Raw genomic sequence first — 14,845 nt, 5'->3', positions numbered from 1 at the left:
CGCATTCATGCGGCGACGCTGAATAAGCAGGGACGCGTTAAATCACAATGCCGCCGTTTACGCCGAGCACCTGCCCGGTGATGAACCCGGCCCCGCGCCCGGCCAAAAATACCAGCGTGCGGGCAACTTCTTCCGGGGTGCCAAGGCGCTCCACGGGGGTCTCTTCCGCCAGGGCAGCTTTGTCCTCTGCGGTAAAGCTGGCCATCATGTCGGTTTCAATCACACCGGGAGCCACGCAGTTCACCGTAATGCCGGAAGGACCTTCCTCTTTGGCGAGCGCCTTGGTCAGGCCGATCACACCGGCCTTTGCGGCGGAATAGTGTACTTCGCAGCTGCCGCCGGTCTGGCCCCACATGCTGCTTACCAGCAGTATGCGGCCGTATTTTTGGCGGATCATGCCAGGCAGCACGGCGCGGCATGCATAAAACACGCCGTCCAAATCTACCCCCATCATGCGGTGCCAGTCCTCATCGGTCAGGTCAGTGAAGAGCTTTTGCTGGGCAATCCCCGCACAGCATATCAGCGTCTGCAGGCTGCCGAACTGCTGCAGTGCTTCCTGTACCGCGGCATTCACCTGGGCGGAATCGCTCACATCGGCGTGCAGAGCCACAAAGCGCCCGCCGGGGTTCAGCGCCTGTGCCTGCTGCACAACATCCAGGGCAGCATCTTCGCGGCTGTTCCAGGTAAAGGCAACATCGTACCCGGCGCGGGCAAACTCCAAAACGGTGGCGGCACCAATGCCGCGGCTGCCGCCGGTAATCAATACATGGTCATTCATGGGGGTTCTCCTCATTTTGCAGCGGGGCTGCCTGCTGGGCGCGCTTTTCGGCTTTCAGCTTCAGCCGTTTGGCTCGCAGTCCGGCAAAAAACTCTTGTAAAAGTGCCTGGGCTTCCTCTTCCAACAGGCCCTGCTCCATAACAGGGTGGTGGTTAAATGGTAAAGCAAACAGATCCGTCAAAGAGCCGCAGCATCCGGCCTTGGGGTCGCGGGCACCATAGACTACCCGCTTTAACCGGCTGTTGATGATGGCCCCACTGCACATGGGACAGGGCTCCAGCGTAACAAACAGCTCACATTGCCACAGCCGCCACCCGCCAAGGGCTTTGCAGGCTGCGTCGATGGCAAGCAGTTCGGCGTGGTAGATGGCGTTTTTGCCGCTCTCTCGCAGGTTGTGGGCACGGGCAATGATCTCGCCATCCTTGGCAATCACCGCGCCAACGGGCACTTCACCCAAAGCGGCAGCGGCGCGGGCTTCTTCCAGCGCGGCCTGCATCAGTTGTTCATCGGTCATTGCGTTACCCCACACGGTACAGGTACACCGTAAGGCCCATCAAAAACAGAACACATACGGTATACGGCAGGCTGGTAAAAACAGCCAGCGGCTCCATGCCGCCGCGCAGCCCGGCGGAAAAGCTGAACCCCTGCACTTTGACCCGCCATACCAGAAAGAGCGCCGCCAGCGGCAGGGCCACTAGCAAAATCAGCTCATACACCACGGCAAGCTGCTCCGGCGCATATTGGCGCAGATATAGGCTGAGAAACGCCAAGGTATTGTTGATGAAATGCAGCAGCATGCCGGGCAGAATACTGCCGCTGCGCTCAACCAGCCAGCCCAAAAAGATGCCGCACACCAGCGCGGTAATGCTTTGTGCCAGATCCAGGTGCAGCAATGCAAACAGCAGGGCAGGGGCAAAAATCGCCACGCTGCTGCCGCTGGGGCGCATAATGCCCTGCAGCGCCCCGCGAAAATAAATTTCCTCCAGCACAGCGGGCACTACACACAGACTGAAATAACGAATGAACAGATCCAGGCCACCGGCGGGCAGCGCGGTGCTGCTGGTGGTAACGCCCAGCCCGCGGGCCAGCAGCCCGCCGAACAGGTTGCCCGCGTTGGCCAGCCCCAAAAACACCACCAGGCAGAACGCCGGGCTCCAGGGGGCGGGCAGCAGAATGCGCAGATCCTGCGTTTGCAGCCGGGTGGCGCGCAGCAGCCACCACAGCGGCAGCACAATAGAACCCGCTGCCACCACAATGCCCAGCAGCCCCTGCGCGGCCACGCTGAATCCGACCGGGTCGCTCAGGCTGGCACCCTGCACCCGCATACCCATCAAGGCGGAAACAAAAATAGTCAATAGATCCTGTACAAACAGATAAGCCAGCGCGGCCACCGCGCACAGCGATGCCGCCCCCCGTACACCGCGGGGATTGGAGAGTGTTGATTTTGGCAAAATACTTCCTCTTTCTTTTCACTGTACTATATACTGTACTATATAAAGATACGTTCCATATAATTCCGGCACAAAACGCGGCAGATGATACCAGTAACAATAATAACACGTTTGCGGCGCTTTTACAACGCGGCGCAGCCCGGCCCACAGAAAAACGGCAAAACAAAAACCCGCCGGTTGTGCGGACCGGCGGGTAGGAGAGGAAAATAGAGGAAGGAATGTTTTCTATACAGAGAAAATCCATCAAGGCTGTGCGGGCCTTGACTTTATGCTATTATAATAGTACAGTATTTGTGTGAAGTAAAGCTCAAAAAGTTCACATGAAAGATGAACGAGATTCATCAAGACGCATCAGAAAACAAAAAAGTAAAGTTTACTTCCCAATTATAAAAGGAGCATCCGGTTCATCATGACCCTGTTAGCCTGCCAGATTTTTTCCACCATTGCGCACGAGGGCAGCTTTGCCCGCACCGCGGAGCAACTGCACCTGACCCCCTCCGCCATCAGTCATGCGGTTTCTACCATGGAGACGGAATGCGGTTTCCCACTGTTTACCCGCACCAAAAGTGGCGTTACCATGACCGCCGCCGCCGAAAACCTGCTGCCCGCCATCCAGCGGTTGCTGGCTTCCAGCGAATCCCTGGATCAGTCCATCGCCCAGATCAACGGCATGCACAAAGGCGTGCTGCGCCTGGGGGTGTTCAACTCTGCCTGCGTGACCTGGCTGCCGCAGCTGGTGCCGCAGTTCCAGCTGGATTTCCCCGGTATTGATGTGCAGATCTATCAGGGCAGCTATGCGGATATCTGCGCCTGGGTCAAAAACGGCACGGCGGAAATCGGCTTCCTTTCCAATTCCAGCGCGCTGGATTTGGATTTTGAACCGCTATATGATGACGAGCTGGTCTGCATCGCACCCGCGTCCTACCGCCCGGCCCGGCCCGGCTGTGTCAGCGCCGAGGAACTGCGCGGCCAGCCGTTCGTCAGCCAGCTGGCGGACGTGGATGCCGATATCCAGAGCTACTTCAAAACCAACGACCTGCGGGTGGACAGCCGCTGCTATATCGTGGATGACCAATCCATGATCGCTATGGTGGCCTGTGGCCGCGGCTTTGCCATTATGCCGGAGCTGATGTTCAAAACCGGAACCGACCCCCACGGCTGCCAGGTGCTGCGGCTGGAACCCGCTGCAACGCGCAGCATTGGGCTGGCCTGCCTGGCGCGGGGGGCGCTTTCCCCGGCTGCACGCCAGTTTGCCGCTCGCGCCCGCGCTTACGCCGCCAGCCTGCGGCAAAAGTGAGCGGCGGGGCGGGGAAGACGGACTTGTGCGGACTTGGCAATGTCATATCCCTCTTTTCAAAAATATAAAAAAGGTATATAATAAAGCTTCAGCAGGAAAGGAGGAGCTCAGCCTATGCCCGGTGATCTGCATACCCATTCGTCCTGTTCGGACGGTTCTACCCCCATCGAAAAGCTGCCTTGGCTGGCGGCCTGCGCGGGGTTGGATTGGCTTGCCATCAGCGACCATGATACCAACCGCTCTGTGCGTTATGCTTACGCCCACCCGGAACAAAACGGTGTGAAGCTGATCCCGGCGGTGGAGTTGACGGCCTATGATTATGGGCGGGAACACCGCGTGCACATCCTATGCTATTACCCGGACGATTGCGAAGCTCTGGCCCGCCATACTGCAGTCATGGACAAACGCCGCTATGATGCCGTGTACCAGTCCTGCAAGGAGCTGGAGGAAATCTGCCCCCAGTTCAAGACCGAGGAAGCGTTGGCATTTGCCAAGGACAGCGGCACGCTGTACAAGGCCCATGTCATGCGTGTATTGTGGCAGTATGGGCTTTCGGATGGAATGTACAACACGGTGTACCGCAGCCTGTTCGGTCTGCGCCCAGTGCGCGGCAAGATCCTGCACACGCCGGTGTATGAAACCGTGGATACCATCCTGAACCTCATCCAAGAATGCCGCGGCGTGGCGGTACTGGCCCACCCCAGCGTTTACCACAGCATGCCCTTGGCGCGGGAGCTGATTGCAGCCGGGCGGCTGGACGGCGTGGAGATCGACCACCCCCGCAACACGGAGGAGGATAAAGCCGAGCTGGAACAGCTGGCCGCGGAGTACGGCCTGATCGTGACCGGCGGCACTGACTACCACGGCATGAACACCAACACCCCGCACCCGGTTGGCACCTGCACCACCGCGGACGAACAGATCGCCCGCATCCGTGCGCTGGCCGAAGCGCGCAAAAAGTAAAGGCAATACCGCATAATTCTAAGTGCCGATACGGCGAGCGAGGTGCGGTAGATGCTAAGCCAAAAGCGCAGATAATACTGGATGTCTTATCGAGCATTTTGGCAATGCAAATGCCGTGCCGCAGCCGCCGAAGCGGTGCTTAAGCCGTCAGGCGGGAATTGTGCGGTATTGCCTAAAGCAACCAACAGCAAAAAACAAAACGGAGCAAGAAAATAAAAAGGAGCAAACAATTATGACTTACGAACGCCGCAATAAGGGCACCTGCTCGGTGATGACCAAAGTAGAACTGAACCCTGACCATACCATTGAATCTGTTGAGGTGCTGGGGGGCTGCAACGGCAACCTGAAAGGCATCTGCCAGCTGCTGAAAGGCATGAAAGCTGAGGACGCCATTGAGCGCATGAAAGGCACCCTGTGCGGCTCCAAGCCCACCAGCTGCCCGGACCAGATCGCCATTACGCTGGAAGAGGCCCTGCAGAAGCTGTAAGCCCTGAATATTATTTGTAAGGAAGCGCCGATATGGATTGTTTTAACTACCCGCTGGATACCGAAACGCTGCTGCGCAAAAAGCGCCGCCTGCGCAAGGAACTGCTGGCCCAAAACCCGCACCCGCTGCAAAAGCGCATCGCCATCCTGGGCGGTTCCACCACCAACGAGGTGGCAGACCAGCTGGGCCTGTTTTTGCTGCAATACGGCATTCAGGCGGAGTTCTACCAGAGCGAGTATGGCCAATATTGGCAGGACGCCATGTTCGGCACGCCGGAGCTGGATGGGTTTCACCCCGATGTCATTTATATCCACACCAACTGGCGCAACATCATCAATTTCCCCACAACGGCCACCCCGCAGGCGGAAATTGACGCCATGCTGAATGCCGAGTACAGCCGCTTTGAGCAGATGTGGCAGGCGCTGGAAGCCAAATTCCACTGCCCCGTCATCCAGAATAACTTTGACCGCCCCAACTACCGCCTGATGGGCAACCGCGATATCTGGGACCCGCATGGCCGTTCCAACTATCTCAGCCGCCTGAACCAGCGCTTTTACGCCTATGCCGCCGCGCATGAGGATTTTTATATCAATGATATTGACTATCTCAGCGCAGATTACGGCCTGACTGCCTGGGGGGATGCGTTCTTCTGGCACATGTATAAGTACGCCATGTGCCTGGATGCAATCCCGTCTTTGGCAAACAGCGTGGCAAACATCATCAAATCCCTGTATGGCCGCAACAAAAAAGCCCTGGTGCTGGATCTGGATAACACTCTCTGGGGCGGCATTGTGGGCGATGACGGTGTGGACGGCATTGCCATCGGCCCCGAAGTGCCGGAAGGCCAGGTGTACGCTGAGTTCCAGAGCTACTGCAAAGCCCTGCAGACCATCGGCGTGGTGCTGGCGGTGGATTCCAAAAATGACGAAGCCAACGCCCTGGCCGGCCTGAACCACCCGGACAGCGTGCTGCACCCGGATGATTTTGTCTGCATCAAGGCCAACTGGGATCCTAAAGATCAGAACCTGAAAGCCATCGCCGCAGAGCTCAGCCTTGGCGCCGACAGCTTTGTGTTTGCTGATGACAACCCGGCGGAGCGTGCCATTGTGGCCGCCCAGCTGCCCGGCGTGGCCACCCCGGTGCTGGATGGTGCCGAAAACTACATCAAGATGCTGGATCACGGCGGGTACTTTGAAACGACGATCCTTTCCGGCGACGACCTGAAAAAGACCGCGCAGTACCATGCCCGCGCCCAGGCCGCCCAGGCCCAGGCAGCTTTTGCCGATTACGGCCAGTATCTGGACAGCCTGGAAATGACGGCGACCATCCGCCCCTTTGAGGCGGTGTATATGCAGCGCATTGCTCAGCTGACCAACAAGAGCAACCAGTTCAACCTGACCACTCTGCGCTGCACTGAGGATGACATCCGTTCCATGGCAGAAAAGCCGGACTGGATCACCCTGTACGGCAAGCTGGTGGATAAATTTGCGGATAACGGCGTTGTTACCGTTGTGGCAGGGCAGGCCCAGGGCCAAACGCTCTGCCTGCGCCTGTGGCTGATGAGCTGCCGTGTGCTCAAGCGCGGCATGGAAGACGCCATGATGGACACCCTTGCCGCCAAAGCTGCCGCTGCAGGGTATACTGCGCTGGAGGGCTATTATTACCCCACCGCCAAAAACGCTATGGTGCGGGAATTTTATGCTGGGTACGGCTTTGAAAAAACGGCCGAGGATGCCGATGGCAACACCACCTGGCGCCTGGACCTTGCCGCTTACAATCCCCGCTGCCCCCATATAAAAATTGAAACCTGAGCCGCGGCGCATACCGCGCGGCAGATGGCAAACGTAAAGGAAGCTACATGCCCCATACAACCCCAAAACCCAGCCGCATTCCCGGCCCGCTGCACAAGGCGGGCCTGTTTGTGTTGTTTGCGGCCATCACGGCGGCGCTCTGCCTGCTGCTGAACTTTTTGCTGGTGGATGACCTGCACGCCTATTCCCGTGTGACGCTGGGGGAGTATTACGCCCAAGCGGATGCGGTGGATACTGTGTTTGTGGGTTCCTCCCACAGCTACCGCAGCTTTGACCCGGATACCATTGACCCCATTCTGGGCAGCCACAGCTTTAACCTTGGCACCAGCCAGCAGCAGCCGGATGGCTCCTATTGGCTTATTCGGGAAGCCACCGCCAACAGCCCGCTGAAAACCGTCTATCTGGAAACCTTCTATACTGGCTATAATCAGCAAAAATCCAGCAATGTTCCGCTGGCCTGCTACCTGATCACCGATTACATGCGCGCGTCCTCGCCCTACCGTTACCAGTATCTGTGGGAGATGGGCGGTGCCGCGGCGTTTGCGGATCTGATGTTCCCGGCGCGCCATGCTATTGCTGACCCCGGTGAGCTGACAGCCCTGTGGCGCGGCAAGCTGACCGGCGGCTATAACGCGGGGAACTATGACTGGGTCACCTACCCGGACGAGGGCGAAGCCTACCGGGACCGCGGTTTTGTCTATACCGAGGGTACCAGCATCTGGGGGTTCGGCACCCTGATGCACGTGGATGCCAGCGCGCCAATCTCACCGTTTGGCCGGGCGAACCTGACCCGCATTGCCGAGTTCTGCAAAAAGCAGAACATCCGCCTGGTGCTGGTCACTGCCCCGCTGCCCAGCGCCTATGTGCAGGATACCCAGAACTACCAGGCCTATGTGGATGCCATGCGCAGCTTTGCCGCGGCCAACGGCACCCAGTATTGGGATTTTTCGATCTTTAAGGATACCGACCTGCTGCCCATTGGCTTTGACGATTTTTCAGATATGCACCACCTGAACGGGCAGGGGGCAGAAACGTTCAGCAAGGCGTTCGCCACGGTGGCCGCTCGCAGTGCTGCGGGCGAGGATGTAAGCGGCCTGTTCTATGATACGGTTGCCGAAAAGCTGGCCACATCACCGGACAGCACCGTGCAGCAGGGGGAGGGCAACTGATGTTTTCTGTTACATCCCTTGGCTTTTTGCCGTTTATGGCGCTGTTTGTCTGCCTGTGGTACCGCGTGCCCCAGCCTTCCCGCTGGAAGCTGGTTCTGGCAGCCAACGCAGTGTTCTGCCTTTCCATTGATATCGGCGCGTTTTTTGCGGTAGCCCTTGCCACGGCAGTGGTGTGGCAGGCCGCGCAGCATGCGCAGCCAGAGCAGCCCAGCCGCCGCGGGTGGCTGGCACTGGGGCTGGCCGCAGCCCTGCTGCCGCTGCTGGTGCTCAAATACAGCGGCATGCTGGTGCCGGGCCTGCGGGATTTGTATAAGCCCTTTGGCCTTGCGTATTACAGCTTGCAGCTGGCGGGCTACCTGCTGGATGTGTGGCATGGCCGCACGGCACCCACGCCCAGCTATGCACGGCTGTGGTGCTATGCGGGCTTTTTCCTCTCGCTCACCCAGGGGCCGTTCAACCGCTATAATACCCTGATGCCCCAGCTGGAAGCCGCCCCCAAAACGTTTGAAACCCAGCGTTTGGTCAGCGGTTTGCAGCGCAGTGCGTGGGGGTATTTCAAAAAGTTTGCCATTGCGGACCGTGCGGCCATTGTGGTCAGCGCCGCCTTTGCGGACCCGGCGTCCTTTGACCGCAGTCAGCTGATTTTTGCCACGGTTATGTATTCGTTCCAGCTGTATGCCGATTTTTCCGGCTACACGGATATTGTGCTGGGCATGGGCGAGATCCTGGGCTTGCACCTGCCGGAAAACTTCCGCCAGCCGTTTTTTTCTGCCAGCGTCAAGGAGCTGTGGGCCCGGTGGCATATCAGCCTTTCGCAGTGGTTCCGGGATTATGTGTATATCCCACTGGGCGGCAACCGCAAGGGCATTGCCCGGCGGGATGCCAACCTGCTGCTGACCTTTTTGGTCAGCGGGCTGTGGCACGGCGCCAACTGGACCTTCCTTGTCTGGGGTGGGCTGCACGGCCTGTGCCAGGTGGCGGAGGACCACATGCCCGCTCCGCTGCGCAAGCGCAAATCTCTGCCGCTGCGCATCGTGGGCGTGCCGCTGACATTTGCCATCTTTGTTACAACCTTTACCATCTTCCGCACCAGCAGTTTGGGCAATGCGGCGGCATACTTTGCCGGTATCCTGCATAACCCCGGGCACGAGGTGTTTGCCCAGTACTGGCTGCTAGGCCTGACCAGCAAGCTGGAACTGCTCTTGCTGTTGTTGGGCATTGCGTTGCTGGTGCTGGTGGATGTGCTGCATGAATGCGGCCTGCACCTGCGCGCCTGGGTCAACGCCGCGCCGCGCCCGGTGCGCTGGGCTGTGTACGAATTTGCCATTTTTGCCTTTTTGCTGATGGCAAGCTTTTATTCCAATACGGGCTTTTTGTATGCCCGGTTCTGAAAAGCAACAGCCCCGGGCAGTACCCATAAAAGGTGCCGCCTGGGGCTGTTTTTGTCTGTGTGGAAAATATAAAAAGGGGACAAAGCTTTACCAAAAGCTGCTTATTCCTCGCCCTCAAATTTCATGCCCCAGGCCATGCGGATATCATACATTAGTTGGGTCAGGGCAATGCTTTGCTGCGGGGTATAAATGCTGCTGTGGTGCCTGCCAGTGGCAGCACAACGGCTTACTTCCCGAATCTGGTATTCAAAACCGTTCACATCAAAGGGAAAATCCAGTTCCTGCGGTGGCTGGCCGTCCAGTTCCAGCGTCATATGTTCGGCGTACTGGAAGTCCGGCAGGGTAATGCGGCCCTTGGTGCCCACAATGCAGGCCATGCGGGTAAGGCGCTGGCCGATGGTTTGCACCGATTCCGCCGTGCAGCCGCTGGGGTAGGCAAGCCGCAGTTTGCTGTATTCATCGGTGCCGTATTCTGTCAGGCGCAGTTCTTCTGTCTGCACGTTCTGGGGCTGCTGGCCGGTGACCATCTGCAAAAAGCCAAGGTTATAAATGCCAATATCCAGCAAAGCGCCACCGCCCAAAGCAGAGTTGAATTTGCGCTCGCGGCGGGCGCCTTCAGTGGTAAAACCGTATTGGCAGGTGATGGTTTGCAGCGTACCGATCACCCCATCCGCCAGCATCTGCTGCAATTTGGCATACAGCGGCAAAAAGCGAATCCAGAATGCTTCCATGATAAAAAGCTGCTTTTTTTCCGCCAGGGCATACAGCTCTTTGGCCTGCTCTGCATTGATGGTGAACGGCTTTTCGCACAGAACATGCTTGCCGTGCTCCAGGCAGAGTTTGCAGTTTTCGTAATGCAGGGCGTTGGGCGTAGCAATGTAGATGGCATCTACGGCGGGATCGGCGGCAAGCTCTTCATAGCTGGCGTACCAGTGCGGGATGTTGTACTGCGCCGCAAAGGCTTTGGCACTTTCGGCCCGGCGGGAGCCGACTGCGGCAAGCCGCTCGCCCTCGGCAGCCATCGCATTGACTGTTGTGGCAAATTTGTTGGCAATGGTGCCGGTAGCTAAAATTCCCCAATTCATAAAATTACCTCCCATTAACAAGGGCTCTTTGTGCATATCGTACCACAAGCAGGAAATTGCGGCAAGGAAACACGCGCAAAACAGCAAGAAAAAACAGACCCGGCAGGGGAACAGCAAAATCCGTTCCATCATGCCGGGTCTGAACTTATTATGGGAACAGAACAGGAAAATGCGGCACTGCCTTACGGGCGTACCTTGAACTCCTGCTCACAGTAAACGCAGCGGTAGCGTCCGCTGGGGGTCAGGGCAAAGATGTGGTCGCAGCCGGTCTCCAGGGAAGTAATGCAGCGGGGGTTGGTGCACTTGATCACGTTCACCAGGCGCTTGGGCTGGTCCGGGCGCACCTTGCGGGATACATGACCGTTCTCAATAAAGGTCAGGCTGATCTGCGGGTCCACATAACCCAGCACATCAAAATTCAAGCCGGAAATATCGCCCTCGATTTTAATAATATCCTTTTTGCCGCTTTTCTGGCTGCGCACGTTCTGCAGCAGGGCCACGCTGGCTTCGTTCAGCTTTTCCAGCTCCAGCAGGTGATACAGCGAAAGCCCGGTCCCGGCGGTAATGTGGTCAATGACCACGCCGTTCATGATTTCATCAATATTCAGCATTCAAAAGCAACCTCCCCGGTTTTGGGGTCTTTCAGCCCCAGCAGCGTCATAATCAAAGCCATGCGCACATACACGCCGTTCTGTGCCTGCTCAAAGTAGGCGGCGCGCGGGTCATCGTCCACATCCAGCGTAATTTCGTTCACACGCGGCAGGGGATGCAGCACCGCCATGTCCGCCGGGGCAAGGCTCAGCTTTTCGGCGGTCAGGATGTAGCTGTCACGCAGGCGAATGTAATCTTCCTCATTGAAAAAGCGCTCGCGCTGCACACGGGTCATGTACAAAATATCGAGGTCCGGCAGAGCACCTTCCAGGTTGCGGGTCTCAATGTAGGGGATGCCGCGGGGCTCCAGTACTTCATTGATGATGTAATCCGGCACGCGCAGTTCTTCGGGGCTGATCAGGACAAACTTTATGTTGTCATAGCGGGCCAGGCTCTTGATGAGGGAATGCACCGTGCGGCCAAACTTCAGGTCGCCGCAGAAACCAATGGTCAGGTTGTCCAAACGGCCCTTGCGGCGGCGGATGGTCATCATGTCCAACAGGGTCTGGGTGGGGTGGCTGTGGCCGCCGTCACCGGCATTGATCACCGGGATCTTGCTGTAAAGGGAAGCGCGCAGCGGGGCCCCCTCTTTGGGGTGGCGCATGGCGGCAATATCCGCATAGCAGCTGATAATGCGGATGGTATCCGCAACGGTTTCACCCTTGGAAGCACTGGAAACACCGGCATCCGGGAAACCCAACACCTTGCCGCCCAAACGCAGCATCGCCGATTCAAACGAAAGGCGGGTGCGGGTGGAAGGCTCATAGAACAGTGTGGCCAGGCGCTTGCGGTCAGCTACATCCTGGTATGCTTCGGGGTCATCATGGATGCGGTCCGCAAGGTCCAGCAGCTTTTGGGTTTCTTCCTTTGTAAAGTCAAGGGGATCAATCAAATGTCTCATCAACAGCCATCCTTTCCTTATGGTGTATCTGAAAACAAAGAAAATGACGGATATTTCGCAAAAACAAGCAGAATGTAAGGCAAAGAGCCGCCGGAATCCTTTGTGGATTCCAAGGCTTTTTAACGCAAAATCTCGCTGTGTTTGTAGAAATAGACGATATTTTCGACTTTTCAGATACACCTTGGTCAAACGGTGCCATGCGCGGGGCAGGCACACGTTCGGGAAATACGTTCAAACCGGCAGTGCGGCAAAGCTGGCCGCAAACCTGGCTTATTATATCATACCTGCCCGGCAAATAAAACCCATTAACCCCCAAAAACGTCCGATTTTTTTGAGGCAATTTTACAAAAGCGGTCAAAATGCGCGGCAAAGCCGGTGCAGCCTTTACCGGACCTTTACATCCTGGTGGCTCAACAGCAGCTGGACCGCAAGCAAAATCAGCGCCAGCCAGCCAACACAGGCCAAAGCGAAGCCCAGGTAGCTGTCCGCCAGCATATCACTGCTCTGGTTAGCGTTCATGCCGCGCTGCATCAGGCAATAGGGCCAGGCGTACCAGTAGCCCCGGCTGGCCAGCAGCATGCCGGAAACACCCCCGGCCAGCCCCAAAAACACCGGCAAGGCAAAGCTGCGGATCACCATGGAAAATAGCAGCTGCGCCGCCACCACGGCCAGCCCGCCCAGTACACTGCGCACCAGGTAAAAGATGGTAATGGCCGGCGGGGGCGCTGTGAACCCGGCGAACACCCGGCCGCAGAACCAGTACAATACAAACACAAATGCCTGAGTCAGCAGTACCAGCTTTGTCACCACAAGCAACTTGGCAAGGAACAGGTAAAAGGGCGGCACCGGCTCCGCCATAATCAGGTTCCAGTTGTGGCCTATGTGCTCCAGCCGCCACAGGTACGCCGCGTATACCGCCACCATGCAGGGAAAGAAAAACAGCGAGTAAAATAGTGTGTGCTGGGTCCACAGACTGTACCAGCCGTCCCGCAAAATTTCAAGGTTTTGCAGGTAGTTGAAGGTTCCGTACCCGGCGGAAATGATGGGCAGAATAAAAAACATAAACCAGATGGGCGAAGCGTGCAGTTTGCGGTTTTCTGCACGGATACAACGCAGCAGCATGGGTCACACCTCCTTGTTCCGCATGGCATACCACGCGGCAAAAAACAAAATACCGGCCAAAACCACCGTGGCAACCAGCAGCGGCCACTGGAACGGCACAATCATGTAGGTGACTACTTTGCTGGCCTGGTCCCAGTCCGCAATCCGGTAGGTGTTCAGAGGGATAAAATACCCCCACGGCACAAAATAGCCGACCCATGCCGGCATAAAGGCACTGAACAGTCCCAGCAGCGTGCCAAGAATGCCCACACACAAAGCGGGCAGGGGATTGGCCAGCAGCACTGTCAAAAGCAGCTCAGAGAAAAAAATCATGCAGTCCACGGCAAAGGTGCAGCCCCAGAGATAGGCAGCCTGGCCTGCGGCGGGGTAGGGCTGCGTGTAATGCTGCAAGTGCCCGATCAGCGGGGCGCCCGCAGCTTCCAGCGTGACGATCAAAAAGATCTCCGCCAGCCCCAGCGCTGCCTTTGCGGCAAACAGGCTGCGGCGGCTTTGCAGGGTATACAGCAGTTTGGGCGTACAGCCTTTGACTTCCACATCCCAAAGCCTGCTTGCCAGAATCGCCATGGCCAACGGCATTAAAATGGTATTGATGATGGGCAGGCTGTAAAACAGGGCACTATAAGCGGATGCCAGCTCGTCAGCACCGGTCGGCGCAGCGGACTGGCACCAAAGCAGCGCCATGACCGGCACCAGCAGGCAGACAATCAGATCATGCCGGCGGCGGGCCTTTTGCAGCTCGGCGCGGATGCTTGTGTACATGTCAGCCCACCTCCTTGCCGGTTTGCGTGTTGGTCAGGCTCAGGAAAATTTCTTCCAGATTCTTGGTCTGCCGCTCCACGCCAACCACCCCGGCCCCCTCGGCGGCAAGATCCTGCACCAGCGCGGCCAGGCGGGCATCCTCCATGGTGGGCAGCAGGCAGCCGTTGTCCGCAGGCTGCGGGGTCAGACCGTAGCGGCGCAGCACGGCGGCCCCGCGGTCCGGAGCCAGCAGGCGCAGAACAACATTGCCGCGGCTGTGGCGCTGCAATTCCGCCAGCGGGCCTTCAAACAGCAGCTGGCCGTGGTTGATGATGCCCACCTGGCTCACAATCTGCTCCATCTCGCCCAGCAAATGGCTGGAAATCAGCACCGTGGCACCGCAGGCATCTGGCATATCGTGGATCAATGCACGCATTTCCTGGATGCCAGCCGGGTCAAGACCGTTGGTGGGTTCATCCAGGATCAGCAGCCTGGGGCTGCCCAGCAGAGCCATGGCAATGCCCAGGCGCTGTTTCATGCCAAGGGAATACTGCCCCACCTTGCGCTTTCGGTCTGCCGGCAGGTGTACAATTTCCAGCACGCGGTCGATGTCTTTGTAGGGCACGCCTTTCAGGTCGGCTACAATTTCAAGGTTTTCCTGCGCAGTAAGGTGCAGGTAGCCGGATGGCGACTCAATCAAACTGCCGGTCTGGCGCAGCAGCTCCAGCCGGGTACGCTCCGTCAATGTGCGGCCCAGCAGAGCCACGCTGCCCGCCGTGGGGTGAACCAGCCCCAGCAGCATTTTCATGCTGGTAGATTTACCCGCGCCATTTGGCCCAATAAAACCATACACACACCCCTGCGGAACATGCAGGTCCAGATTGTGAACCACGGTACGGCCACCATAGGTTTTGCACAGCCGTTTTGTTTCAATTACATATTGCATAGCTAACACTCCTTTGTTCATCTTTTGGGAACAAAGGCATGGTAACACGCCGACC

15 protein-coding genes are annotated in these 14,845 nt (G+C 57.7%); 6 read left to right on the top strand and 9 right to left on the bottom strand.

Features of this window, described 5'->3' with window-relative positions; translation table 11 throughout:
• Positions 1-37: 37 nt before the first annotated feature.
• The 3 genes from ymfI to PG062_RS07455 are packed head-to-tail and all read right to left on the bottom strand — an operon-like array spanning position 38 to position 2,229.
• On the bottom strand, positions 38-778 hold the full coding sequence (gene ymfI, locus PG062_RS07465; RefSeq protein ID WP_113999344.1) for an elongation factor P 5-aminopentanone reductase: 741 nt from the start codon (positions 776-778) through the stop codon (positions 38-40).
• Complete coding sequence (locus PG062_RS07460; protein WP_270751807.1) at positions 771-1,292, bottom strand: nucleoside deaminase; 522 nt, start codon at positions 1,290-1,292, stop codon at positions 771-773. The genes ymfI and PG062_RS07460 overlap by 8 nt, the downstream gene beginning before the upstream one ends.
• Positions 1,293-1,296: 4 nt before the next feature.
• Positions 1,297-2,229, bottom strand: a complete 933-nt coding sequence (locus tag PG062_RS07455; protein ID WP_270751805.1) for a CPBP family intramembrane glutamic endopeptidase — start codon at positions 2,227-2,229, stop codon at positions 1,297-1,299.
• Positions 2,230-2,638: 409 nt separating this feature from the next.
• Between PG062_RS07455 and PG062_RS07450 the strand changes: the two genes are divergently transcribed.
• From PG062_RS07450 to PG062_RS07425, 6 genes are all read left to right on the top strand, one after another.
• On the top strand, positions 2,639-3,526 hold the full coding sequence (locus PG062_RS07450) for a LysR family transcriptional regulator (RefSeq protein ID WP_270751804.1): 888 nt from the start codon (positions 2,639-2,641) through the stop codon (positions 3,524-3,526).
• A 114-nt stretch (positions 3,527-3,640) separates the two neighbouring features.
• Positions 3,641-4,489 carry a PHP domain-containing protein gene (locus tag PG062_RS07445; RefSeq protein ID WP_270751803.1) on the top strand — a complete coding sequence of 283 codons (849 nt, stop codon included), beginning with the start codon at positions 3,641-3,643 and terminating at the stop codon, positions 4,487-4,489.
• A 232-nt stretch (positions 4,490-4,721) separates the two neighbouring features.
• Positions 4,722-4,976 (top strand): TIGR03905 family TSCPD domain-containing protein, encoded by a 255-nt coding sequence (locus PG062_RS07440; RefSeq protein WP_113999349.1) that lies wholly within the window; start codon positions 4,722-4,724, stop codon positions 4,974-4,976.
• A 32-nt stretch (positions 4,977-5,008) separates the two neighbouring features.
• On the top strand, positions 5,009-6,787 hold the full coding sequence (locus PG062_RS07435) for an HAD-IIIC family phosphatase (RefSeq protein WP_113999350.1): 1,779 nt from the start codon (positions 5,009-5,011) through the stop codon (positions 6,785-6,787).
• Between the two features lie 47 nt (positions 6,788-6,834).
• Positions 6,835-7,956, top strand: coding sequence for an LB_356 family protein (locus PG062_RS07430; protein WP_270751802.1), 1,122 nt, complete (start codon positions 6,835-6,837; stop codon positions 7,954-7,956).
• Positions 7,956-9,347, top strand: a complete 1,392-nt coding sequence (locus tag PG062_RS07425; RefSeq protein WP_270751801.1) for an MBOAT family O-acyltransferase — start codon at positions 7,956-7,958, stop codon at positions 9,345-9,347. The genes PG062_RS07430 and PG062_RS07425 overlap by 1 nt, the downstream gene beginning before the upstream one ends.
• 101 nt (positions 9,348-9,448) lie before the next feature.
• On the opposite strand, the gene PG062_RS07420 is transcribed toward PG062_RS07425, so the two are convergent.
• The 6 genes from PG062_RS07420 to PG062_RS07395 form a co-directional block, all read right to left on the bottom strand.
• A complete protein-coding gene (locus tag PG062_RS07420) occupies positions 9,449-10,432 on the bottom strand; it encodes a Gfo/Idh/MocA family protein (protein ID WP_270751800.1) in 984 nt (327 codons plus the stop codon).
• A 182-nt stretch (positions 10,433-10,614) separates the two neighbouring features.
• Entirely contained in the window at positions 10,615-11,043 is a 429-nt protein-coding gene (locus PG062_RS07415; protein WP_270751799.1) for an aspartate carbamoyltransferase regulatory subunit, read from the bottom strand.
• Entirely contained in the window at positions 11,037-11,984 is a 948-nt protein-coding gene (pyrB, locus tag PG062_RS07410; protein ID WP_270751798.1) for an aspartate carbamoyltransferase, read from the bottom strand. Before pyrB ends, PG062_RS07415 begins: the two co-directional genes overlap by 7 nt.
• A gap of 384 nt (positions 11,985-12,368) precedes the next feature.
• Positions 12,369-13,106 carry an ABC transporter permease gene (locus PG062_RS07405; RefSeq protein WP_113999356.1) on the bottom strand — a complete coding sequence of 246 codons (738 nt, stop codon included), beginning with the start codon at positions 13,104-13,106 and terminating at the stop codon, positions 12,369-12,371.
• Positions 13,107-13,109: 3 nt separating this feature from the next.
• Positions 13,110-13,865 carry an ABC transporter permease gene (locus PG062_RS07400; RefSeq protein WP_270751797.1) on the bottom strand — a complete coding sequence of 252 codons (756 nt, stop codon included), beginning with the start codon at positions 13,863-13,865 and terminating at the stop codon, positions 13,110-13,112.
• A gap of 1 nt (position 13,866) precedes the next feature.
• Entirely contained in the window at positions 13,867-14,790 is a 924-nt protein-coding gene (locus PG062_RS07395) for an ABC transporter ATP-binding protein (protein WP_270751796.1), read from the bottom strand.
• Between the last annotated feature and the right edge of the window lie 55 nt (positions 14,791-14,845).

This window comes from Gemmiger qucibialis, from assembly GCF_027689445.1.
GTDB classification, from domain to species: Bacteria; Bacillota; Clostridia; order Oscillospirales; family Ruminococcaceae; genus Gemmiger; species Gemmiger qucibialis.
Note: the sequence above shows the minus strand (reverse complement) of the source record. Positions and strands in the feature narration are given on the sequence as shown.

Excerpts from the sequence above, each read along its gene's own strand:
- ymfI (WP_113999344.1), bottom strand. The coding sequence starts at position 778 with ATGAATGACCATGTATTGATTACCGGCGGCAGCCGCGGCATTGGTGCC.
- PG062_RS07460 (WP_270751807.1), bottom strand. The coding sequence starts at position 1,292 with ATGACCGATGAACAACTGATGCAGGCCGCGCTGGAAGAAGCCCGCGCC.
- PG062_RS07450 (WP_270751804.1), top strand. The coding sequence starts at position 2,639 with ATGACCCTGTTAGCCTGCCAGATTTTTTCCACCATTGCGCACGAGGGC.
- PG062_RS07445 (WP_270751803.1), top strand. The coding sequence starts at position 3,641 with ATGCCCGGTGATCTGCATACCCATTCGTCCTGTTCGGACGGTTCTACC.
- PG062_RS07440 (WP_113999349.1), top strand. The coding sequence starts at position 4,722 with ATGACTTACGAACGCCGCAATAAGGGCACCTGCTCGGTGATGACCAAA.
- PG062_RS07435 (WP_113999350.1), top strand. The coding sequence starts at position 5,009 with ATGGATTGTTTTAACTACCCGCTGGATACCGAAACGCTGCTGCGCAAA.
- PG062_RS07430 (WP_270751802.1), top strand. The coding sequence starts at position 6,835 with ATGCCCCATACAACCCCAAAACCCAGCCGCATTCCCGGCCCGCTGCAC.
- PG062_RS07425 (WP_270751801.1), top strand. The coding sequence starts at position 7,956 with ATGTTTTCTGTTACATCCCTTGGCTTTTTGCCGTTTATGGCGCTGTTT.
- PG062_RS07420 (WP_270751800.1), bottom strand. The coding sequence starts at position 10,432 with ATGAATTGGGGAATTTTAGCTACCGGCACCATTGCCAACAAATTTGCC.
- PG062_RS07415 (WP_270751799.1), bottom strand. The coding sequence starts at position 11,043 with ATGCTGAATATTGATGAAATCATGAACGGCGTGGTCATTGACCACATT.
- pyrB (WP_270751798.1), bottom strand. The coding sequence starts at position 11,984 with ATGAGACATTTGATTGATCCCCTTGACTTTACAAAGGAAGAAACCCAA.
- PG062_RS07405 (WP_113999356.1), bottom strand. The coding sequence starts at position 13,106 with ATGCTGCTGCGTTGTATCCGTGCAGAAAACCGCAAACTGCACGCTTCG.
- PG062_RS07400 (WP_270751797.1), bottom strand. The coding sequence starts at position 13,865 with ATGTACACAAGCATCCGCGCCGAGCTGCAAAAGGCCCGCCGCCGGCAT.
- PG062_RS07395 (WP_270751796.1), bottom strand. The coding sequence starts at position 14,790 with ATGCAATATGTAATTGAAACAAAACGGCTGTGCAAAACCTATGGTGGC.